This window comes from Pseudomonas sp. 50_B (assembly GCF_017491625.1).
Taxonomy (GTDB): Bacteria; Pseudomonadota; Gammaproteobacteria; order Pseudomonadales; family Pseudomonadaceae; genus Aquipseudomonas; species Aquipseudomonas danubii.
Genome location: NZ_JAFGYX010000001.1, coordinates 602213 through 624755, shown reverse-complemented (window position 1 = coordinate 624755; position 22543 = coordinate 602213). Strand labels below are relative to the sequence as shown.

The 22543-nt window shown below is 61.8% G+C and carries 22 protein-coding genes; 8 read left to right on the top strand and 14 right to left on the bottom strand.

The window, feature by feature from the left end:
* Positions 1–81 precede the first annotated feature (81 nt).
* A complete protein-coding gene (locus tag J5M73_RS03000; protein ID WP_102862027.1) occupies positions 82–819 on the bottom strand; it encodes a transporter substrate-binding domain-containing protein in 738 nt (245 codons plus the stop codon).
* Positions 820–1096: 277 nt separating this feature from the next.
* Here J5M73_RS03000 and J5M73_RS02995 point away from each other — a divergent pair, with 277 nt between their 5' ends.
* Entirely contained in the window at positions 1097–1549 is a 453-nt protein-coding gene (locus J5M73_RS02995; RefSeq protein ID WP_102862028.1) for a GNAT family N-acetyltransferase, read from the top strand.
* A 3-nt stretch (positions 1550–1552) separates the two neighbouring features.
* Here the strand turns inward: J5M73_RS02995 and J5M73_RS02990 are convergent, their stop codons facing one another.
* Genes J5M73_RS02990 through J5M73_RS02980 form a run of 3 tightly spaced genes read right to left on the bottom strand, consistent with a single transcriptional unit; the run spans position 1553 to position 4551 of the window.
* Positions 1553–1849 (bottom strand): winged helix-turn-helix domain-containing protein, encoded by a 297-nt coding sequence (locus tag J5M73_RS02990; protein WP_102862029.1) that lies wholly within the window; start codon positions 1847–1849, stop codon positions 1553–1555.
* Between the two features lie 23 nt (positions 1850–1872).
* Entirely contained in the window at positions 1873–2385 is a 513-nt protein-coding gene (locus tag J5M73_RS02985) for a M48 family metallopeptidase (RefSeq protein ID WP_207814999.1), read from the bottom strand.
* A gap of 42 nt (positions 2386–2427) precedes the next feature.
* Complete coding sequence (locus J5M73_RS02980; RefSeq protein WP_102862031.1) at positions 2428–4551, bottom strand: EAL domain-containing protein; 2124 nt, start codon at positions 4549–4551, stop codon at positions 2428–2430.
* Between the two features lie 319 nt (positions 4552–4870).
* On the opposite strand from J5M73_RS02980, the gene J5M73_RS02975 reads away from it, so the two are divergent.
* Positions 4871–5542 carry a polysaccharide lyase family 7 protein gene (locus tag J5M73_RS02975; RefSeq protein WP_102862032.1) on the top strand — a complete coding sequence of 224 codons (672 nt, stop codon included), beginning with the start codon at positions 4871–4873 and terminating at the stop codon, positions 5540–5542.
* A 73-nt stretch (positions 5543–5615) separates the two neighbouring features.
* Here J5M73_RS02975 and fba read toward each other — a convergent pair whose 3' ends face one another.
* The 6 genes from fba to tkt all read right to left on the bottom strand — a co-directional run bounded on the left by fba (position 5616) and on the right by tkt (position 11949).
* Positions 5616–6680, bottom strand: a complete 1065-nt coding sequence (gene fba / locus J5M73_RS02970) for a class II fructose-bisphosphate aldolase (protein ID WP_003229012.1) — start codon at positions 6678–6680, stop codon at positions 5616–5618.
* Positions 6681–6889: 209 nt separating this feature from the next.
* Positions 6890–7219 (bottom strand): MliC family protein, encoded by a 330-nt coding sequence (locus J5M73_RS02965; protein WP_102862033.1) that lies wholly within the window; start codon positions 7217–7219, stop codon positions 6890–6892.
* Between the two features lie 60 nt (positions 7220–7279).
* Positions 7280–7501, bottom strand: coding sequence for a hypothetical protein (locus J5M73_RS02960; RefSeq protein WP_102862034.1), 222 nt, complete (start codon positions 7499–7501; stop codon positions 7280–7282).
* A 32-nt stretch (positions 7502–7533) separates the two neighbouring features.
* A complete protein-coding gene (locus J5M73_RS02955; RefSeq protein WP_102862035.1) occupies positions 7534–8697 on the bottom strand; it encodes a phosphoglycerate kinase in 1164 nt (387 codons plus the stop codon).
* Positions 8698–8714: 17 nt separating this feature from the next.
* Positions 8715–9794 carry an erythrose-4-phosphate dehydrogenase gene (gene epd / locus J5M73_RS02950; protein WP_102862036.1) on the bottom strand — a complete coding sequence of 360 codons (1080 nt, stop codon included), beginning with the start codon at positions 9792–9794 and terminating at the stop codon, positions 8715–8717.
* A gap of 157 nt (positions 9795–9951) precedes the next feature.
* A complete protein-coding gene (gene tkt, locus J5M73_RS02945) occupies positions 9952–11949 on the bottom strand; it encodes a transketolase (protein ID WP_207166695.1) in 1998 nt (665 codons plus the stop codon).
* A gap of 259 nt (positions 11950–12208) precedes the next feature.
* Here tkt and J5M73_RS02940 point away from each other — a divergent pair, with 259 nt between their 5' ends.
* From J5M73_RS02940 to J5M73_RS02925, 4 genes are all read left to right on the top strand, one after another.
* Complete coding sequence (locus tag J5M73_RS02940; RefSeq protein ID WP_102862038.1) at positions 12209–13204, top strand: metalloregulator ArsR/SmtB family transcription factor; 996 nt, start codon at positions 12209–12211, stop codon at positions 13202–13204.
* A gap of 18 nt (positions 13205–13222) precedes the next feature.
* The gene (gene metK / locus J5M73_RS02935) at positions 13223–14413 is read left to right on the top strand and encodes a methionine adenosyltransferase (protein WP_102862039.1); all 1191 of its coding nucleotides are present in this window, start codon (positions 13223–13225) and stop codon (positions 14411–14413) included.
* A gap of 225 nt (positions 14414–14638) precedes the next feature.
* The gene (ligB, locus tag J5M73_RS02930; protein WP_102862040.1) at positions 14639–16312 is read left to right on the top strand and encodes an NAD-dependent DNA ligase LigB; all 1674 of its coding nucleotides are present in this window, start codon (positions 14639–14641) and stop codon (positions 16310–16312) included.
* Positions 16313–16437: 125 nt separating this feature from the next.
* Positions 16438–16833 (top strand): DUF1090 domain-containing protein, encoded by a 396-nt coding sequence (locus J5M73_RS02925; protein WP_102862041.1) that lies wholly within the window; start codon positions 16438–16440, stop codon positions 16831–16833.
* A gap of 67 nt (positions 16834–16900) precedes the next feature.
* On the opposite strand, the gene J5M73_RS02920 is transcribed toward J5M73_RS02925, so the two are convergent.
* Entirely contained in the window at positions 16901–17350 is a 450-nt protein-coding gene (locus tag J5M73_RS02920; RefSeq protein WP_025131121.1) for a cytochrome c, read from the bottom strand.
* Positions 17351–17482: 132 nt separating this feature from the next.
* On the opposite strand from J5M73_RS02920, the gene J5M73_RS02915 reads away from it, so the two are divergent.
* Positions 17483–18658: a murein transglycosylase A gene (locus tag J5M73_RS02915; RefSeq protein ID WP_102862042.1), complete on the top strand. Its 1176-nt coding sequence runs from the start codon at positions 17483–17485 to the stop codon at positions 18656–18658.
* A 66-nt stretch (positions 18659–18724) separates the two neighbouring features.
* On the opposite strand, the gene J5M73_RS02910 is transcribed toward J5M73_RS02915, so the two are convergent.
* The gene (locus tag J5M73_RS02910) at positions 18725–19108 is read right to left on the bottom strand and encodes an MAPEG family protein (protein ID WP_102862043.1); all 384 of its coding nucleotides are present in this window, start codon (positions 19106–19108) and stop codon (positions 18725–18727) included.
* A 34-nt stretch (positions 19109–19142) separates the two neighbouring features.
* On the bottom strand, positions 19143–19976 hold the full coding sequence (locus J5M73_RS02905) for an EamA family transporter (RefSeq protein ID WP_102862044.1): 834 nt from the start codon (positions 19974–19976) through the stop codon (positions 19143–19145).
* A gap of 365 nt (positions 19977–20341) precedes the next feature.
* Between J5M73_RS02905 and J5M73_RS02900 the strand changes: the two genes are divergently transcribed.
* On the top strand, positions 20342–21601 hold the full coding sequence (locus tag J5M73_RS02900) for a sodium:proton antiporter (RefSeq protein ID WP_102862045.1): 1260 nt from the start codon (positions 20342–20344) through the stop codon (positions 21599–21601).
* Here the strand turns inward: J5M73_RS02900 and J5M73_RS02895 are convergent, their stop codons facing one another.
* Positions 21602–22489 carry a formate/nitrite transporter family protein gene (locus tag J5M73_RS02895; protein WP_207814997.1) on the bottom strand — a complete coding sequence of 296 codons (888 nt, stop codon included), beginning with the start codon at positions 22487–22489 and terminating at the stop codon, positions 21602–21604.
* Between the last annotated feature and the right edge of the window lie 54 nt (positions 22490–22543).

Sequence of the window (22543 nt, the reverse complement as noted above, 5' to 3'; positions counted from 1 at the left end):
TCGGCGAAAGGGGCCGCAAGATTAATGCAAGGTCCGGGGCCGCGCTCGCTGGCAAGCCCACTGATGCAGCCCCCTGTTCGGTTACATACCGTGCTGGCGCAACAGCCGGTCGTAGCTGCCGTCGGCCTTCATGGCGGCAATTTCCCGGTCGAACTTGGCAACGATCTGCGCGTGTTCGGGGTTTTTCAGGCTGACCAGGATATGCAGGCCGTTCTCGCTCAGGGGCTTGGGCAGGAACTCCACGGCATTGCGCACCCGAGGCGATTCCCGGGCCAGGTAGTAGCGGGCGACGTATTCGTCTTCCAGAGTCAGCTTGACCCGGCCCGCCGCCAGCATGCGCACGGCCATGGCGAAGTTGTGCACCAGAACTTTCTGCAGGTTCGGGTCGTTGTCGAACTCCGGCGAATAGGCGTAGCCACGCACTACCGCCACCGGGTACTCATGCAGTTGCTTGAGGTTGTTGTATTCCAGCGAGGCATCCTTGCGCTTGATGAAGCGCACTCGGTTGACCAGGTACTCCGAGGAAAACTGCCCCAGATGGGTGCGCTCTTCGTTGTACCAGGCATTGACCAGTACGTCGTAGCGCCCCTCGCCAACCCCCATCAGAGCCCGAGCCCAGGGCACCTGCTCGAACTCGCTGGAATAGCCGGCACGGGACAGGGCGGTGCTGACGATATCGGTGGCCACCCCGCCGTTGACCAGGGTCGCGTCGGTAAAGGGGGGCCAGGCGTCAGCGACCAGGCGCAGCTTCTGTGCAGAAGCGCTGTGGCCCAGCAACAGCAATCCGATCAAAGCCAAAGCTCGATGCAATCGCAGCATGCTAAAAGATCCTTAGCGGGCACAGGGCCCAGCGCATTCCAGCCGACACTCGAGGGCCCCTGCCGGTATTCGACAGGGCAGCCCAGCCCCTAACACTAGCTCATCAAAACCGCTGCACAGGACTTGAAAACAGATTACACAAAGAAGACAAAGGCCAGTAACAACAATGGTGGCATTTTGACCTAACTCACAGAAACAGCCTCTGGGTGCTGCTCGACAAGACATCCGGCGGCGATGTGCCTAGTATTTCGCACAGCACTTTCTACAGGATATGAAGATGACCATCGAATGGGTCTGCAAGCATCACACCGATCTGGGCAAGGAACAGTTGTACGCCATCCTGCAACTGCGCACCGAAGTCTTTGTCGTGGAACAGAAATGCCCCTACCAGGAAGTGGACGGCCGCGACCTTGAAGGCGATACCTGCCACTTGATGGCCTGGGACGACGACCGCCTGCTGGCCTATCTGCGCCTGCTGGACCCGATCTCCCAAGGCGGCGACGTCGTGATCGGCCGCGTAGTGATCGCCGAACAGGCCCGTGGCCAGGGCCTGGGTCATGCCCTGATGGAGCAGGCGCTGAAACAGGCACAACGGCACTGGCCAGAAACCCCGATCTACCTCTCGGCCCAGGCCCATCTGCAGGATTACTACGGACGCTACGGCTTCATCGTCGCGGGTGAGGAATACCTTGAGGACGGCATTCCCCATATCGGCATGCGCCGGGCCTGAGACTCAGGGATAACCCAGCACTGTCTTGATCTGCCGCAGATTGGGCTCGATCCAGCCCTTATCGATGGCCCCCCAGCTATGGATCCGGTAGCGCCCGGCATGATTGCGGGCGCCATCCTGCTGCTCGAACTCGCAGAGGATGTCCAGGTCCGCCAGGGCGGCGATGGTGTCCTGGGCGGTGCGTCGGGGCATGCCCGTGACTTCGGTCAGCGCCGGCACACTGCTGGCCAGGCCGCTGTCGATCAGATACGCCACATACAGGCGGCGGTAGAAACTGCTCTTGGTCTTGCTGACATCCATCGCCTACTCCCTTTCACTAAGCACTAATCCGCCGCTCCCGCCTTGGCTTGCAGGTCGCGCCAGGTCAGGTAGACCCGCAGGTCGAACTCCAGCTGGTGATAGCCCGGCAGCATATGCTCGCAGAACTTGTAGAACGCCTTGTTGTGATCCGATTCCTTGAAGTGCGCCAGTTCGTGCACCACGATCATCCGCAAGAACTCCGGCGCCGCCTCCTTGAACAGGGAGGCGATGCGGATCTCCTTCTTGGCCTTGAGCTTGCCGCCCTGCACCCGGGACACCGTGGTGTGCAGGCCCAGGGCGCGGTGAGTCAGATCCAGACGGTTATCGAACAGCACCTTGTCGATGGCCGGGGCGTTGCGCAGGTATTCCTGCTTCAGTTCCAGAGCGTAGTTGTACAACGCCTTGTCGCTCTGTACCGCGTGCTTGTGCGGATAGCGCCGGCTCAGGTAGTCCCCCAGGCGATCTTCGTCGATCAGCTGGCGCACTTGCTGTTGCAGGGCGACGGGGTAGGCCTGAAGGTATTTGAGTGCAGTCATGAAGGGGCAGCGCAAGGTGCAAAGAGCGCCAGTGTAGCGAATTCAGGCCGGCAACGCGCTCCAGTCAAAAGGCTGGGCAAACTGACTGGCACTGTTGGCAGTCAGGGGGCGCGCCACCAGGAAACCCTGCACATATTCACAACCATTGGCTTTGAGCCACTCGAATTGCTCGAGGGTTTCCACGCCTTCGGCAATCACCAGCAGGCCGAACTGTTTGCACAGATCGATCACGCTGCGGGCGATGGCGGCATCTCGCGGCGAAGTCAGCAGACGAGCGATCAGGTGCCGGTCAAGCTTGAGGGTGTCCAACTGCAGGTCACGCAGGTACGCCAGACAGCAGCTGCCTGATCCGAAATCGTCCAGGGCCACCCGCACCCCCAGTTCATGCAACTGCTGCAACTGCTTGCGGGTCTCGTCCAGGTTCTGGGTCAGTGCCGCCTCGGTCACCTCCACCTCCAGCTGACGAGGCAGCAGGCCATGGCGCAACAACACCTGGCGCAGTTCGGTTGCCAGGTTGGGCATGCCGAACTGGGTAGCGCTGAGGCTGACCCCCAGCACCAGGTCCGGGCTGAACACCTGTTCCCAATCCTTGCGCTGAGCGGCGCCCTGCTGATAGATCCAACTGCCCAGGCGGCTGATCAACCGTGCCTCTTCCAGCAACGGCAGAAACAGCCCCGGCGGTACATCGCCGACACTCGGGTGCCGCCAGCGCAGCAACGCCTCGAACCCTCGCAAGCGGCCATCGGCAATGGCCACCTGGGGCTGATACACCAGGGTGAACTCCTTGCGCTCCACCGCGCTACGCACGCTTTCTTCAAGCATCAGCCGGGACCGGGCACGGCCGTTCATTTCATGGTCGTAGTAACGGTACTGCTGACGGCCGGCACGCTTGGCCTCGTACATGGCGATATCCGCCGCGCGCAACAGGCCATCCAGATTGGAACCGCAGTCAGGGTAGATGGCGATGCCAATGCTGGCCCCCAGCACCACCTCCATGCCATCGATCTGCTGGCTGATGGACAGGCGTTCGATCAGTTTTTCGGCGATTTTTGCCGCCTGCTCCGGGAAGCTCAGCTCCAGCAGGGCCGTGAACTCGTCGCCGCCCATGCGCCCGAGAATATCGAACGAATGCAGGCATTCCTTCAACTGCTCGGAGACCCAGCGCAGCACCCGGTCACCGGCATCGTGCCCCAGGGAGTCGTTGACTCGTTTGAAGCCGTCCAGGTCCAGGTAGAGCAGCACCAGAGACTTTCCCGAGCGATCGCTGCGCAGCAGGATGTTCTCCACGGTCTGATAGAAACCGCGCCGGTTGAGCAGGCCCGTCAGCGGATCGGTAACGGCCTGGTACTCCAGCTGTTGATGCAGGTGTCGAACCTCGGACATGTCCAGCAAGGTCACCACCATGGCCTTCTGTTCGCTGGGCAGGGGCGCGCAGGACAGGGCCACACAGATCTGCTGGCCGGGGACGGTACGCAACAGGGCGTCATGCAGACGATAGGTCTCGCCCCTGCGGTAGCAGGCGTAGAGTTCGGATTCGTTCCAGTCGGGGACATGGGGCTTTTGCAGGTAATCGAGGAAGGGCGAACCTTCCAGATCTTGCACCTGGGCATTGAGCAAGCGCGAGACCGCTGGATTGGCGAAGCGCACATGGCCGCCTTCGTCCACCACCAGGATGCCTTCAGCGGCGTTGTCCAACACCGCGGCGTTGAACGCTCGCGCCACCTCCAGATCATGACTGAGGTGCTGCAGGGCTCGGCGGTTGCGCTGTTGCTCCAGCAAAGCCTGGACCTTGGGCTTGAGGATCTGCGGGTCGAAGGGTTTGAACAGGTAGTCCACTGCGCCACTGGCGTAGCCCTTGATCACGGCATCCTGGGACTGCTCGTTCGCGGTGAGGAAGATGATCGGTGTCAGCCGGGTACGCTGGCTGCCGCGCATCAGTCGAGCCACCTCAAAACCATCCATGCCGGGCATCTGCACATCCAGCAGCACCAGATCCACCTCATGCTCGAGCAACAGGCCCAGGGCCTCGACACCGGAGGCAGCGGTCATCACCCGCCAGTCCTGGCGCTGCAATAGAGCACGCATGCTTAGGAGATTTTCAGGATAGTCATCAACGATCAGAAGAGTGGAGTGGCCTTCGGCCACCTCCGGGTGCACGCATTCCATGCTGCTTCTCTTGCCTGTAATAAGACTGAGCGGGTGAGAAAACCTGGCTAAAACTGTGAATTCACTCTAGACCCGGATCTTGAAAAGCAGAAGCCGCCATGACGCCATCACTCCGCCAATGGCGCCGACTCCCGACTAACGGTCACAGTTGTGCAGCATAAAAACCGGGAAGGATGGCATTTCGATATTTTGCTGACGTCAGATATCCGCCGTACGGACCTCGCCCGGCATCCGTTCTGCGTTATAAAGACGCCCGAAGAAGCGCAGGCTAAAGCCCTCGGCGACCTGTACCAGACCTTTCCTTGCGGAACCTCTCACCATGATCGATCTGGCAACCTGGAACCTCAGCGTTCCCGTCGGCAGCCCACCGGCAACCATTGACACCCCCGCCCTGGTCAAAGGCTTCAAGGACCAGTACTTCCACTCCGATAGCGGCACCCTGTTCTTCTGGTCGCCGGTGACCGGATCAAAAACCGAGAACGCCATCTACCCGCGCACCGAGCTGCGGGAAACCTATTCCAACGGAAACCTGCGCAACTGGACCTACCCCGAGGCCGACAACCTGTTGTACGCCACCCTGGCAGTGAAGCAGGTGCCCTCATCGGGCAAGATCGTCGTCGGCCAGATCCATGCCTACAACAGCACCAAGCCCCTGGTGAAAGTGGAGTACCAGTACAAGACCCGCCAGGGCAGCGGCAATGTCGTGGCCAAGGTGCGCATGCGCCCGGATGACGACGAAGGCCGGGTCATCACCATCGCCAGGAACGTGCCCATGGATCGGGAGTTTTCCTACCTGATCCACCTGAGCCCCGGTGGTGCCCTGGGGATCAGTGCTGCGGGCTATCAATGGGATGGCCAACTGAGCGCCACCTGGCGCGACAAGCCGCTGTATTTCAAGGCTGGCGTTTATGTCCAGGACAACAGCGGCTACACCAGCGAGGGCGGCAAGGTGACCTTCTCCAAGCTGGATATCGACCACAACAAAATCTAACCCCGTCTCTGTGCAGGAATCCCAGGCACAAAAAAGCCCGCATCGCTGCGGGCTTTCCGGATGACGCTAAGGCTTAGTTGACCTTGGCGTTCAGCTCACCCTTGAGGTAGCGCTGGAACATCGCTTCCAGGGAGATCGGCTTGATCTTCGAAGCGTTGCCGGCAGTGCCGAAGGCTTCGTAACGGGCGATGCACACGTCGCGCATGGCGGTCACGGTGGCACCGAAGAACTTGCGTGGGTCGAACTCGCTCGGGTTGGTGGCCATCAGGCGACGCATGGCACCGGTGGACGCCAGGCGCAGGTCGGTATCGATGTTGACCTTGCGCACGCCGTACTTGATGCCTTCGACGATTTCTTCAACCGGCACGCCGTAGGTTTCTTTGATGTCGCCGCCGTACTGGTTGATGATCGCCAGCCACTCCTGCGGAACCGACGAAGAACCGTGCATCACCAAGTGGGTGTTGGGAATGCGCTTGTGGATTTCCTTGATGCGGTCGATGGCCAGCACGTCGCCGGTAGGCGGCTTGGTGAACTTGTAGGCACCGTGGCTGGTGCCGATGGCGATGGCCAGGGCGTCGACCTGGGTCTTCTTGACGAAGTCCGCGGCCTCTTCCGGATCGGTCAGCATCTGGCTGTGGTCCAGCACGCCTTCGGCACCGATGCCATCTTCTTCACCGGCCATGCCGGTTTCCAGGGAACCCAGGCAGCCCAGCTCGCCTTCTACCGACACGCCGCAGGCGTGGGCCATGGCCACGGTCTGTTGGGTGACGCGCACGTTGTATTCGTAGTCGGTCGGCGTCTTGCCGTCTTCGCCCAGGGAGCCGTCCATCATCACCGAGGAGAAGCCCAGTTGGATGGAACGCTGGCAGACGTCAGGGCTGGTGCCGTGGTCCTGGTGCATGCACACCGGGATATGTGGGAACTCTTCGATCGCCGCCAGGATCAGGTGACGCAGGAACGGCGCACCGGCGTACTTGCGCGCACCGGCGGACGCCTGAACGATCACCGGGGAGTCAGTCTTGTCAGCGGCTTCCATGATGGCGCGCATCTGCTCAAGGTTGTTGACGTTGAAGGCTGGGACGCCGTAGCCGAACTCGGCTGCGTGGTCCAGCATCTGGCGCATGCTGATGAGTGCCATTGTGTGTGTCTCTCCCGGTCGAGGGTCGTTAATCGTGCAAGCCTGCCGTAGCGGCGACTGCTATTCAAGTGATTGCAGATCGGGGGTCAGCCCGCCCTGTTGTATCCGTTAAAACCAAATCTCTACAGCCCTTCAGGAACCAGTTCGCCGGTAAAGGGGCCCTTGACCTTGCACCGGCCTGGGCGCCGCCTTGGCTGGCAAGCCAGCTGCTACTGGGCCTTGCAGCCGCGGCCGATCAAGTCATTGGTGGCGACCCAGTAAACCAGGCCCTCTTCACCCTTGACGTGAAACGCCAGCATGTCATCGCTGTACAGCGAACCCGAACCACTGGGCTCAAGCTTAAGGCGCCGAACCTGATCGTCGCCCCCCAGGCGCACGTCGACCGCCTTGCGGCTGTCGTCGGTGTAGCGCCAAAGCACTTGTGCCTGGCTGTCACACACCCAGGTCGTCCAGTTGTCGGGAGCCGGCGACTTGAGCAGGTTCAGGTTGGCGCACCCTGCCAGCAAGCCCAGCATCGCCACGGCGATCAAACCTTTCATCGATGTTCCTCGGCTGACAGCCCACAGGCCCCAGCGCGTTGCGTTAACCAATCCGACCCGTCAAGGGCAGCCCTGTTCCCTGGTCTTTGACGGTGTCTCGTACTTCTCCAGGCCCTCTGGGCCCAGACGCTTGTTAATCACCGGCGCCGTCTCGGCCTGCCAATCGGCCTGATAGCAGCCTTTGTCCGGCTCACCGGCCTCATCGGCCGATTTTACCTGCGCAGTGCCGGAGCACCCCGCCAGCAAAGCCGCGGCGATCAACAGTGGCAATGTCTTGACCATCAGAACACTCCTTTGCCCGGCCAACGGGAATCTCAGGCCTTGGCCCGGGCTTCCAGGACTTCAACCGCCGGCAGTACCTTGCCCTCGACGAACTCGAGGAAAGCGCCGCCACCGGTAGAAATGTAGGAGATCTGCTGGGCCACGCCATACTTGTCGATGGCCGCCAGGGTGTCGCCACCGCCAGCAATGGAGAACGCGGCGCTGTCGGCGATGGCCTGGGCCAGCACTTGGGTGCCGTTGCCGAACTGGTCGAATTCGAACACGCCTACCGGACCGTTCCAGAGGATGGTCTTGGAGGATTTCAGCAGCTCGGCGAACTGCGCGGCAGTCTGTGGACCGATGTCGAGGATCATGTCGTCAGCGGCAACATCAGCGATCAGCTTGACGGTAGCTTCGGCGCTTTCGGCGAACTCCTTGGCCACGACCACGTCCACCGGCAGCGGTACGCTGACCTTGGCGGCGATGGCACGGGCGGTGTCCAAGAGGTCCGGCTCGTACAGCGACTTGCCCACCGGATGCCCGGCAGCGGCCAGGAAGGTGTTGGCGATGCCGCCACCGACGATCAACTGGTCGCAGATCTGGCTCAGGCTGTTGAGCACATCCAGCTTTGTGGACACCTTGGAACCGGCAACGATGGCCGCCATCGGCTTGGCCGGGTTGCCCAGGGCCTTGCCCAGCGCCTCCAGCTCAGCAGCCAGCAGAGGACCTGCAGCGGCTACTTTGGCGAACTTGGCCACGCCATGGGTCGAACCCTCGGCGCGGTGCGCGGTGCCAAAAGCATCCATCACGAACACGTCGCACAGGGCAGCGTATTGCTGGGCCAATTCGTCGGCGTTCTTTTTCTCGCCCTTGTTGAAGCGCACGTTTTCGAACAGCACGATGTCGCCGGCCTTGACCTCGACACCACCCAGGTAGTCGGCCACCAGTGGCACTTCACGGCCCAGGGCGCGGCTCAGGTAATCGGCTACCGGCTTGAGGCTGTTCTCGGCAGAGAACTCGCCTTCGGTCGGGCGGCCCAGGTGCGAGCAGACCATCACCGCCGCGCCTTTTTCCAGGGCCAGCTTGATGGTCGGCAGCGAAGCCAGGATCCGCGCATCGCTGGTGACAACACCGTCCTTGACTGGGACGTTGAGGTCTTCGCGGATCAGTACGCGCTTACCTTGCAGATCGAGGTCGGTCATCTTCAACACGGTCATGGGTCGCAATTCCTGGGTTACTGTTGTTCAGAAACAGAGAGTTTAGAGTCAGAGCGTGGAGTGGCTGTTTGCAGGTAGTGCCCAGCAACATCCAGCATCCGGTTGGCAAAGCCCCATTCGTTGTCGAACCAGGCCAGGATGTTCACCAGCCGAGGGCCGGAAACGCGGGTCTGACTGGCATCGACGATCGCCGAATGGGGATCATGATTGAAATCACAGCTGGCGTGAGGCAACTCGGTATAGGCCAGCAAGCCCTTGAGCGGACCGCTGGTGGCGGCCTCGCGCAGAATCCGGTTGACCTCGGTGGCGTCGGTATCGCTCACGGTCTGCATGGTGATATCCAGGCAGGACACATTGACCGTCGGCACTCGCACAGCTTTGGCCTGAATTCGCCCGGCAAGTTCCGGCAACAAGCGCTCGATACCACGCGCCAGACCAGTGGACACCGGGATCACCGACTGGAACGCCGAACGGGTCCGACGCAGATCCTCGTGGTGATAGGCGTCGATCACCGGCTGGTCGTTCATCGCCGAGTGAATGGTGGTGATCGACACATATTCCAGGCCGATGGCCTGATCCAGCAGGCGCAACAGCGGCACACCACAGTTGGTGGTGCAGGAGGCGTTGGAGACCAGCAGCTCGGCGCCGGTCAGACACTCCTGGTTGACCCCGTAAACGATGGTGGCATCGACATCCGCCTCGCTGGCCATCGGCTGGGAGAACAGCACCCGTGGCGCGCCGGCGTCGAGGAAACGCTGGCCGTCTGCCCGGGTGTGGTAGGCACCGGAGCATTCCAGCACCAGATCGACGTCCAGGGACGCCCAATCGATGCCTTCAGGGGTGGCACTGCGCAGCACTTTCACGCAGTTGCCATTGATATGCAGACAGTCGCCATCGACCTTCACCTCGCCGGGAAACCGGCCGTGGGTCGAGTCGAAGCGTGTCAGGTATTCAACACTGGCCATGTCGGCCAGATCGTTGATGGCGACGATCTCGAATCCAGCCGCAGCCCCCCGCTCGAACAGAGCACGCAAGACGCAACGACCAACCCGGCCGTAGCCGTTGAGTGCAACTTTATAGGGACGCGATTGAGGCATGGGGTTCTCGATCAGGCACAGGCAGACGAACTTGTTATACGCACCCCATCGCAGGAGCTGGCTTGCCAGCGATCAGCGGCGTGTCAGGCAGGCCGCGAATCGCTGGCAAGCCAGCGCCTACAGAGGGATCGCGGTGGCCGGGCCACCGCGTGCTTTTTTAGTCTTCCAGCAGCTCTTCGGCCTGGCCCAGGATGTTGTCCAGGGTGAAACCGAACTCTTCGAACAAGGCCGGCGCAGGCGCCGACTCGCCGTAGGTGGTCATGCCAATCACCCGGCCTTCCAGACCCACGTACTTGTACCAGAAGTCGGCGTGAGCAGCTTCGATGGCGATCCGCGCGCTGACCTGCAACGGCAGAACCGATTGCTTGTAGCCCGCGTCCTGAGCGTCGAACACGCTGGTGCACGGCATGGAAACCACGCGCACCTTGCGGCCCTGCTCAGTCAGCTTGTCGAAAGCCTGGACCGCCAGGCCCACTTCCGAACCGGTGGCAATCAGGATCAGCTCAGGCTCGCCTGCGCAGTCTTTCAACACGTAGCCACCGCGGCTGATGTCGGCGATCTGCCCGGCATCACGGGTTTGGTGCTGCAGGTTCTGGCGGGAGAAGATCAGCGCCGATGGGCCGTCCTTGCGCTCCAGGGCGTACTTCCAGGACACCGCCGATTCCACGGCATCGGCTGGGCGCCAGGTGTCGAGGTTCGGGGTGCTGCGCAGGCTGGTCAGTTGCTCGATCGGCTGGTGAGTCGGGCCGTCTTCGCCCAGACCGATGGAGTCGTGGGTGTAGACGTGGATCACCCGCTGTTTCATCAGCGCCGACATGCGCACTGCGTTGCGGGCGTATTCCATGAACATCAGGAAGGTCGCGCCGTAAGGCACCAGGCCACCATGCAAGGCAACGCCGTTCATGATGGCGGTCATGCCGAACTCGCGCACGCCGTAGTACATGTAGTTGCCGCTGGCATCTTCAGCGCTGACGCCCTTGCAGCCTTTCCACAGGGTCAGGTTGGAGCCGGCCAGGTCAGCCGAGCCGCCGAGGAATTCAGGCAGCAGCGGGCCGAAGGCGTTCAGGGTGTTCTGACTGGCTTTACGGCTGGCGATGGTTTCGCCCTTGGCCGCGACTTCAGCGATATAGGCGTTGGCCTTCTCGGCAAAGTCCGCGGGCAGATCGCCCGCAAGGCGACGTACCAGTTCATTGGCTTCGGCAGGGAACGCAGCGGAGTAGGCGGCGAAACGCTGATCCCACTCGGCTTCCACGGCGCGACCGGCTTCCTTGGCGTCCCACTCGGCGTAGATGTCGGCCGGGATTTCGAACGGGCCATGGTTCCATTTCAGCGCGGCGCGGGTCAGGGCGATTTCCTCGGCACCCAGTGGCGCGCCGTGGCAGTCTTCCTTGCCCTGCTTGTTCGGCGAACCGAAACCGATGGTGGTCTTGCAGCAGATCAGGGTTGGCAGCGGGCTCTTGCGCGCGGTGTCGATGGCGGTCTTGATCTCTTCCGGATCGTGGCCGTCGACATTGCGGATCACCTGCCAGTTGTAGGCTTCGAAACGCTTGGGCGTGTCGTCGGTGAACCAGCCTTCGACTTCACCGTCGATGGAGATGCCGTTGTCATCGTAGAAGGCGATCAGCTTGCCCAGGCCCAGGGTGCCGGCCAGGGAGGCAACTTCGTGGGAAATGCCTTCCATCATGCAGCCATCACCCAGGAATACGTAGGTGTGGTGATCAACGATGTCGTGGCCTGGACGGTTGAACTGCGCCGCCAGGACTTTTTCCGCCAGGGCGAAGCCCACGGCATTGGCCAGGCCCTGACCCAGTGGGCCAGTGGTGGTTTCCACACCCGGGGTATAGCCGAATTCCGGGTGGCCCGGAGTGCGGCTGTGCAGTTGGCGGAAGCTCTTCAGGTCATCGATAGACAGGTCGTAGCCGGTCAGGTGCAGCAGCGAGTAGATCAGCATCGAGCCGTGACCGTTGGACAGCACGAAGCGGTCACGGTCGGCGAAGGATGGATTGCTCGGGTTGTGCTTGAGGTAGTCACGCCAAAGTACTTCGGCGATATCCGCCATACCCATGGGGGCACCTGGATGGCCGCTGTTGGCTTTTTGCACGGCATCCATGCTGAGGGCACGAATGGCGTTGGCACGCTCACGACGGCTGGGCATCGCTGATCTCCTGAGGATTGAATAAAACGAAACGGAAAAAAGGCCTGCATTTTCCCTCAGGCGTCTGGCGGGGGCAATGACAGATAGTCACTCAGGCATGTTTTTCCCAAGGATAAGTACTCAATCCACTGGAGAAACCCGCTCGCCGTTCGTTGACAAGGCAACGAACGGCTCTGGCAAAGGCCCCTGCAACACCAATATCAAAAAGTTTTGATATTGGTGTTGCAGGGCTTTGCAGGCACCTCTAGACTGCGCCCCTATGAACCTGCACGCACCCTCCATTGAGCATGACGATTGCGACGAACTGGCCGCCCTGTGCAAGGCCGGCGGCGATCCTCTGCGGCTCAATGTATTGCGCGCACTGAGCAACGACTCGTTCGGTGTACTGGAACTGGCTCAGATCTTCGCCATCGGCCAGTCCGGCATGAGTCACCATTTGAAGGTCCTGGCCCAGGCCAACCTGGTGGCGACCCGCCGTGAAGGCAATGCGATTTTCTATCGCCGCGCCCTGCCCCATACCGAACTCCTGGGGGGCAAGCTTCACGCAGCACTGCTGGACGAAGTGGACCAGGTGCAGCTGCCGGCGGATGTCCAGGGCCGGATCGGCCTGGTGCACCGGCAACGGGCCGCAGCCAGCCAGGACTTTTTTTCCCGGGTGGCGGAGAAATTCCGCGCCCAGCAGGACCTGATCGCAGGACTGCCGCAGTACCGCGACAGTGTTCTCGCGCTGCTGGACCAGCTGAGTTTCAAGCCAATGGCCACGGCCATTGAAGTGGGTCCCGGTGACGGTGGATTTCTCCCTGAACTGGCCCGACGCTTTGCCCAGGTCACCGCTCTGGACAACAGTCCGGCAATGCTTGAACTGGCGCGCCAGCTGTGTGAGCGCGAAACATTGGCTAACGTCAGCCTGCAATTGGCCGATGCATTGGATGGCGTGCCACTGACGGCCGATTGCGTAGTGCTGAATATGGTCCTGCACCATTTCGCCGCACCGGCCGAAGCCCTCAAGCAGATGGCCCGATTGCTGCAACCAGGCGGCAGCCTGTTGGTAACAGACTTGTGCAGCCACAACCAGAGTTGGGCCAAAGAGGCTTGCGGCGATCTCTGGCTAGGGTTCGAACAAGATGATTTGGCCCGCTGGGCCAGCGCTGCGGGACTGACTCCCGGGGAAAGTCTCTATGTAGGCTTACGTAATGGTTTCCAGATCCAGGTCCGCCACTTTCAGCGACCGGCTGGCGACACTCACCATCGGTAAATTTAGGAAACTCTCGAGATGAGCGAATACTCCCTTTTCACCTCCGAGTCCGTGTCTGAAGGGCATCCGGATAAAATCGCCGACCAGATTTCCGATGCGGTGCTGGACGCCATCATTGCCCAGGACAAGCATGCCCGCGTCGCGGTGGAAACCCTGGTCAAGACTGGCGTGGCCATCGTCGCTGGCGAAGTCACTACCACTGCCTGGGTCGACCTGGAACAGATCGTCCGTGACGTGATCTGCGACATCGGCTACACCAGCTCGGACGTCGGCTTCGACGGCGCCACCTGCGGCGTGATGAACATCATTGGCAAGCAATCCCCCGACATCAACCAGGGCGTTGACCGCGCCAAGCCTGAAGATCAGGGCGCCGGCGACCAGGGCCTGATGTTCGGCTACGCCAGCAACGAAACCGCAGCGCTGATGCCGGCGCCGATTGCCTTCTCCCACCAACTGGTCCATCGCCAGGCTGAAGCTCGCAAATCGGGTCTGCTGCCATGGCTGCGCCCGGACGCCAAGTCCCAGGTCACCTGCCGCTATGAAAACGGCATCGTGGTCGGCATCGACGCCGTGGTGCTGTCGACCCAGCACAACCCGGAAGTGTCCTACAACGACCTGCGTGAAGGCGTGATGGAACTGATCGTCAAGCACGTGCTGCCAGCCGAGCTGCTGCACAAGGACACCCAGTTCCACATCAACCCGACCGGCCAGTTCATCATCGGTGGCCCGGTGGGCGACTGCGGCCTGACCGGCCGCAAGATCATCGTCGACAGCTACGGCGGCATGGCCCGTCACGGCGGTGGCGCGTTCTCCGGCAAGGACCCATCCAAGGTTGACCGTTCCGCCGCTTATGCTGGTCGCTACGTGGCCAAGAACATCGTTGCCGCCGGCCTGGCCGAGCGTTGCGAGATCCAGGTGTCCTACGCCATCGGCGTGGCGCAACCGACTTCGATCTCGCTGAACACCTTCGGCACCGGCAAGATCAGCGACGACAAGATCGTCAAGCTGGTACGCGAGCACTTCGACCTGCGTCCTTACGCGATCACCACCATGCTTGACCTGCTGCACCCGATGTACCAGGAAACCGCGGCCTACGGTCACTTCGGCCGTGCCCCACAAACCAAGACCGTGGGTGAGGACACCTTCACCACCTTCACTTGGGAAAAAACCGACCGCGCCGACGCCTTGCGCGCTGCTGCCGGCCTGTAAGCTTCACCTGGCAACATCCAAAGCCCCGTCCGGCTCGCCTGGCGGGGCTTTTTTGTGGCTGAAGGTTTCCTTGCAAAGCCAGCCGACAACCGTCGATACAGGGCCCTGCGCCATTGACGACAAGTTTTGGCGCCCGATGAAACACCCGGCAAACACCTTCGTCCAAGCCCACAGCCAATCCCCTCTAGCCTTTAGCGCATGCCCATCAGAGCAAGGATGCTCCCCATGCCGCCAAGACTCTTCCTGCTGCTTCTGGCCCTCGCCGCTCCAACCGCTCAGGCCCAATGTCCCGACTGGCCAACGTCCCAGGCCAACCTGGAAATCACCGCCCTGCAACAACAGCTCAAGAACTGGGATACCCCCTACCACCGGCACGGCCAATCGCCTGTAGCCGACGAGCTGTACGACCAGTCCCGTCAGCGCCTGGCCAACCTGCGGCACTGCTTTCCACAGATTCCCGTGACTGCGGACCGGCCGTTGCTCGACGCCCGGGGCAGCATCCCCCACCCTATTGCTCACACCGGAGTGGAAAAACTCCCCGATGACAATGCCGTCCAGCTCTGGCTAAAAGGTCGCGAAGGTGTTTGGGCCCAACCCAAGATCGACGGCGTGGCCGTGACCCTGATCTACCGCCAGGGTCGCTTCCACCAGGCGTTAAGTCGGGGTGACGGCCTGCTGGGCCATGACTGGAGCGCCAGCGCCCATCAGATCCCGGCCATCCCCAAACAATTGCCACAGCCCGTGGACCTGCTGCTGCAAGGGGAGCTGTATCAACGACTGGAGCAACACATCCAGTCCCGCGCGGGCAGCCTCAATGCCCGCAGCCGGGTCGCCGGATGGCTGGCACGCAAACACCTGTCGATGGCAGAAGCACAGCAGATCGGCCTGTTTGTCTGGGACTGGCCCCAAGGCCCCGCCACCTTGAGTGAACGCCTGGAGCAACTGGCGCAACTGGGTTTTCCCGAGGGCCGTGAATACAGCCGGCCCATCACCGGGTTCAGCGAAGCTCGACAATGGCGAGAACACTGGTACCGCTCACCCCTGCCCTTCGCCAGCGACGGCATCATCCTGCGGCAGAGCCAGCGCCCGGCCGCCGAGCGCTGGCAGGCCAAAGCGCCGCACTGGATCGCCGCGTGGAAGTATCCCTACGCCCAGGCCCTGGCCCATGTGCGTCAGGTTCGATTCCGCATCGGCCGCACCGGACGCATCACCCCTTTGCTGGATATCGAGCCTGTCACCCTCGACGACCGACAGATCCGTCGCGTCAGCGTCGGCTCGCTACAACGCTGGCGGGCACTGGACATAGCGCCCGGCGATCAGGTGGCCATCAGCCTTGCCGGACTGACCATTCCGCGCCTGGAGAGCGTGGTACTCAGGAGCCCGCAACGCCAGGCCATCCAGGCTCCGGCCCAGGAGGACTTTCATGGCTTGAGCTGCTGGCAGCCATCTCCCGGTTGCGAGAGTCAGTTTCTCGCGCGACTGACCTGGCTCAGCAGCAAACAGGGCCTGGACCTGCAGAATATCGGCGAGCGAACCTGGAGCAGGCTGATTGAAACAGGGCGTATCAAAGGCCTGTTGGATTGGCTGACCCTGGATCAGGCGGAGCTTGCTAACATTGCCGGCTTCGGCAAGCGCAGCAGCTCTCGTTTACTCGAGAGCCTGCACCGGGCAAGACAGCAACCCTTCCCTCGCTGGCTGAAATCCCTGGGGCTGCCACCCAGTGGCTCAGCTGACCTGAGCGGGCCATGGCAAACCCTGGCGCTGAAAAGCAGCCAGGACTGGCAGGACGAGGCAGGAATAGGAGCGGAACGTGCTGCGCAACTGACGGCATTCTTTCGTGATCCACAGGTACTGGCCCTGCGTGCCACCTTGAGTGAAGCGGGTATCGAAGGTTTTTAACCCATCATCCTGGGGCGCAGGTTGAACCACCCAGGCGGGATTGGGCTCCAACACCCCACTCCCGATGCCAGCGTCAATATTTTAATTGGTTATTTTTTGATCTTTTTTTCCACCTGGAGCCTTCCATGAAACTGTTTCCATCCCTCGCTGCCTTGACCCTGTGCAGCCTGATGAGCGCGCCCCTGCTGGCCGCCGAACAAGCTCCGCAACTGACCGGTTGTGCCGCCAAGCGCCAAGCGATCATGACCCAGATTGAACAAGCCAAGGCTCATGGCAACAGCAATCAGCAAGCCGGCCTGGAGCGCGCCCTGAGTGAAGTCAACGCCCACTGCACCGATGCCTCGCTGAAGAAGGATCGGGAAAACAAGGTGCTGGAAGCCAAGCACGAAGTCAGCCGGCGCCAGGCCGATCTGGAAAAAGCCATGAAGAAAGGCGACTCGGAGAAGATCAACAAGCGCAAGGACAAACTCGCCGAATCCCGCAAGGAACTGCAGCAAGCCCTGGACGAGCTGGACAAGTAAGCGGCGCTTGTCGTGACGAGGGAGACTGCTCCCTCGCCAGCGCAAAACACCTTGTCAGAACCGCCACTCAGTGATTGCGGAATTCTTTGTGACAAGCACTGCAGACATCCTCGACCTTCTGCACTGCCGGCCCCAGGTTACTGGCCTTGTAAGGCTGGACCTGGCTGATGGTCACCAGTTCGCCGGTGGCCGCCTCCAGGTTGCGTGCCAGCTCCTGGAATCGCGCCTGCTTGCGCCAGACGTCATCGGTGGCGCTGGTGTGATCTTCTTCCTTGACCTCGGGGAAGTGCTTCCAGGGTTCATGGGACAGGCTGTCGAGCTTGACCGCACCTTCGGCAAAACGTGCACCGTCGAAAGGAATCCGCCCACGCAGCATGCCCCCCAGGTCCTCGCCGGTCTTGAGCATCTGTTTGAAGATCGCCTTGCGCTGACCCAGGGGAGAGTTGGGGTCGACACCGCCACAGGCGGAAAGCGTCAGGCAGGCCAGCAATACAACAGAAAGTCTTTTTAGCGTCATGGTGGCTTCAGGTCAGGTCACGGAAACGGCGGCCAGTATCCTCGCCTCCCCGGCAAACACCAATAGCCCTATTAACAATAGGGGTTGCCCACTGCCACCCAGTCTGTGGATGACCCTTCAAGGAAATACAGCATGAACCCGAGCTTCCTCCGCTGGCGTCGCCACCCGCTCTGGACCCTGCCAGCCCTGGCGCTGCTTGCCGGCTGCAACGGCGGCGATAACGGCAAGCCTGCGCCAACCCACGCCTTGGCCACCTACAACAGTGCACCCTGGGAGTCGTTGCCCAGCGTAGCCGACAACGACCTGCTGGCCGGCTTCGGCTCCTGGCGCAGTGCCTGCAACCGCCTGAAAGCCGACCCGGTGTGGGGCACCACCTGCGCTGCAGCAGCCAACGTGCCACAGACTCCGGCCGCCATCCGCGACTTTCTCAAGGAACACCTGGAAGTCTATGGGCTGCGCTCGGGCAGCGGCAGCAGCACCGGCTTGATCACCGGCTATTACGAACCGGTGTATCCCGGCAGCCTGACCCAGACCCGAACGGCCAATGTACCGGTGTACGGCGTGCCGGACGACATGATCATCGTCGCTCTGGACAGCCTCTATCCGGAACTCAAGGGCAAGCGCCTGAGGGGCCGTCTCGAAGGTCGGGTGCTCAAGCCCTATGACGATGCCGCGACCATCGAAGCCAAGGGGGTGAAGGCTCCGGTGCTGGCCTGGCTGACCGATCCGATGGACCTGCAATTCCTGCAGATCCAGGGGTCGGGAAGGATCCAGCTGGATGACGGTCGCCAACTGCGGATCGGCTATGCCGACCAGAACGGCCACCCGTACCGGCCCATCGGCCGCTGGTTGGTGGAGCAGGGAGAACTGAAAAAAGAGGACGTGACCATGGGCACCATCGCCGCCTGGGCCAAGGCCCATCCGACGCGGATTCCCGAACTGCTGGGCAGCAACCCGAGCTACGTGTTCTTCAATCGCAACCCGGACAGCAACGAAGGCCCCCGTGGCTCATTGAACGTGCCGCTGACTTCCGGCTACAGCGTCGCAGTGGATCGCAAGGTCATTCCCCTGGGCAGCCTGTTGTGGCTGTCTACCACCCGTCCCGACGGCAGCAGCCTGGTACGTCCCGTAGCCGCTCAGGACACGGGCGGCGCGATTACCGGAGAAGTCCGTGCCGATTTGTTCTGGGGCACAGGCGAGGCGGCCGGGCAACTGGCCGGCGACATGAAGCAGCAGGGGCAGATCTGGATGCTCTGGCCCAAGGGCGCGGCGCTGCCCAAAGTACCGGAAGTGCCCGATACCCCTTGACCCCAGTAGCAGCCGGCTTGCCGGCGGAGGCGACCATGAAGACGCTTTCGCCGGCAAGAGGGTGTTTCAGACTGAAACGAAGAAGAAACTGGCGATCAGGCCCATGCCCACGAACCACACCAGGGACCGCAGGATCGCCCAGTCCGCCAGGTAGCAGATCATGTACAGCAAGCGGCTGGTGACAAACAACACCGCCAGGACGTTGATGGTCACCAGTTCGGCGTTACCCGCCACATGGGCAATGATCACCGCCGCAGCAAATGCCGGAGTCACCTCGAAGCCATTGAGCTGCGCGTTGTGGGCACGCTTGGGCAGCCCCTCCAGGGTACTCAGGAACGCCCGTGGGTCATGGTTGTAGCGAAGCCCGTATTTACCTGCGCCCTTGGCGATGGCGGTACACAGGTAGGGCAGAACAATTGCGATCAACACACACCAGAAAGCGACAGTCATGGAGCAAATCCTTTTTTAGAGTTTTAGGGAGTGTTCAGAACTTCATCACCAACATGCCAATCAGCACCAATCCACAGGCTAAGAGCCGTGGCCGGCCGAAAGGTTCTTTCAGGTAGCGCATACCGAACAGCACCACCAGAATCACACTGATTTCACGCAGCGCCGCCGCTTCTGCAATCGAGCCCAACTGCATGGCCCAAAGCACCAGAGCGTAGCTCAACAGTACACAGAAGCCGACGCTCAGCCCCAGGCGCCACTGCTCACGCCAGAACTGCGCAAACGCAGGCCGTTTCCACACCACGGCCACCAGGGGAAAAGGCCAGGCGCTGAGCAGCGTGACCCAGGTCAGGTAGTCCAGCGGATGCGACCAGCGGCGCAGGGCCTGGCCGTCGATAAAGGTATAGCAACCGATGCACAGGCCGATCAGCGCCACCACCGGCAGCATGCTCCAGGGCAGGCGCGCGCCGCCCCCGCCTTGCCAGAGCAGACACAGCATGCCGAAGGGAATCAGCAGGATGCCGAGGATTTGCTGGGTGCTCAGGACCTCACCGGCAAAAATCAGGGTCAGGGCCAGCACCACCAGGGGCGACAAGCCGCGCATCAACGGATAGACCAGCCCCAGGTCCCCCACCCGATACGCCTGGATCAGCAGATAGCGGTACAAGAGCTCGAAGGCCGCCGAGGCGATGATCCAGGGCCAGATCTGCGGCGGCGGCCACTGCAGGAAAAACAGCATGATCGCCACGAACAGCAACGCCACGCTGTCCATGCAGGCCACCACCAACAATCGTTCACCGCTGAACTTGATCAGGGTGTTCCATGCCGCATGCAGCAGCGCCGCCACCAGAACCAGACTTGTCGCCAGCACCTCACACTCCCTGTTTGCCTGAAGGTCATCGGATCTCGTGCGGCACGGTCATGCTTGGGCAGAGTGCCCGACCACAGAGCGGGAATCCTCGCATGCCGGCTGCCCGGCTTGCACTGGTTGCCCGCTTTTTTGGCAGTGGCGACAGCGAATTCGGCAGCATGGGCGTGCTCGGGGCATTTTTACCGCCAGGCCTGCAACGTCGCCCCCTCGCTGCGGTCAATGGGTGCGGCTCAACAGCATTGCCGTGGCAAGGGAGCGGACTCCCGCGCCATAACGAACTGTGTCCCGTCCCGTCGCCGGCACATCAAACCTTTGGCCTGAAAGAGTTCAGGCTGTTTTTCCTGCGATCATCCAAAGGAGTCCGGATGCTTGAACTTGTCGCTGCTTTTATCTGCCTGACCACCCTGCTCACCTACGTCAACTTCCGTTTTATCGGCCTGCCGCCGACCATCGGCGTGATGGTCACCGCCCTGCTCTTTTCCTTGTTGCTGCAAGGACTGAGCTACCTCGGTTTCCCCGGCCTGGAAGAGCATGTCGAGGAACTGATCGGCAAGATCGACTTCGGCGACCTGCTGATGAACTGGATGCTGTCGTTCCTGCTGTTCGCAGGCGCCCTGCACGTCAACCTCAACGATCTGCGCAGTTATCGCTGGCCCATCGGCCTGTTGGCCACCGTCGGCGTGCTGATCGCCACCTTCGTCATCGGCAGCCTGGCCTACTGGATCTTCGGCCTGTTCGGCTGGCACGTGAGCTTCCTCTACTGCCTGCTGTTCGGCGCACTGATCTCCCCCACCGACCCCATCGCGGTGCTGGGCGTACTGCGGACCGCCAACGCCTCCAAGCCGCTGAAGACCACTATCGTCGGCGAGTCGCTGTTCAACGACGGCACAGCGGTCGTGGTGTTCACCGTGCTGCTGGGCATCGCCCAACTGGGTGAAACCCCAACGGTGAGCGCCACTGCCTGGCTGTTCGTGCATGAAGCCATCGGCGGCGTGGTGTTCGGCGGGCTGATCGGCTACCTGGTGTACCTGATGATCAAGAGCATCGAGCAGCACCAGATCGAAGTGATGCTGACCCTGGCTCTAGTGATCGGCGGTTCGGCCATGGCCAGCGAGATCCACGTATCGGCACCGATCGCCATGGTGGTAGCCGGCCTGATCATCGGCAATCTGGGGCGCAACCTGGCGATGAACGACATGACCCGGCGTTACCTGGATGGTTTCTGGGAACTGCTGGACGACATGCTCAACGCCCTGCTGTTCGCCCTGATCGGCCTGGAACTGTTGCTGCTGCCGTTCAACTGGCTGCACTTGGCGGCCGCGAGCCTGCTGGCAGTGGCCATCATACTGTCGCGCCTGTTGACCGTGGCCCCGGCAATCCTCCTGCTGCGTCGCTGGCGCAGCGTGCCCCGGGGCACCATTCGCGTGCTGACCTGGGGTGGCCTGCGCGGTGGCGTCTCAGTGGCGCTGGCGCTGGCCCTGCCCCTGGGGCCGGAACGCGACCTGGTGCTGAGCATCACCTACATCGTGGTGCTGTCCTCGATCCTGCTGCAGGGTCTGAGCATCGGCAAGCTGGTGCGCCACGTCACCCAGGAAACCCCGGCAACCAAGACCGAGGCCCACTGATCACTTCTTGATCTGTCGCGGATCGGGTGCCCCTGCCCGATCCGCGTTTTTGTTCGGCGTGCCGCTCTCGCTGCGCACCTGGGCATGGCTGATCAGAGCGAAGATGAAACTGCCGCCGATGATGTTCCCCGCCAGGGTCGGCCCGGCGAACACCTGCCAGAAATCCCGCCACCCCAACTCGCCGGCAAACACCAGGTAAGAGACTTCGGCCGAGCCCACCACGATGTGGGTGAAGTCCCCCAGCGCCATCAGGTAGGTGATGAGGATGATGATCCACATCTTGGCGCTCTCCATGGACGGAATCATCCACACCATGGTGGCGATCATCCAGCCGGAGATGATGCCCTTGGCAAACATCTGCGAGCTGTCGTTCTCCATCACCTTGCGACCGATTTCCAGAAAGGCCTGGTCGGTTCGGCTGTCGAAGATCGGCAGGTGCAGCATCACGTAGGCCACCAGCAAGGTGCCGCACAGGTTACCCACCAGCACCACGCCCCATAAGCGCAACAACCGCCCGAAGTTCTGCAGGCTCGGCTTGCTCATCACCGGCAATACCGCGGTCAGAGTATTTTCCGTAAACAGTTTCTGGCGCGCGAGAATCACCGCCAGAAAGCCCGCACAGTAGCCGAAGCTGGCGATCACTTTGAAGGCTTCGCCATCCGGCAGGCGGGAGTTGAGCAGGCCCATGCCCATCAGGGACAGGCCCATGGTCAGGCCGGCAGCCAAGGCCGACCACCACAGGGCAGCGACGCTGCGCTCCAGCTCCTGATCGCCCTGGGTGCGGATGATTTCATGCAGGACCGCCGCGCGGGGCGGCTGGTTACGGTCGACGTCCTGCTGCTCCGCGGCCGAAAGACCGGGGGTTTTACCGTCGTGTCGAGTGTCCATGGGAGTCCTGAACCAGGTGGGTCGTATGAGTTACGACACGCGAGGTTCAGGGCT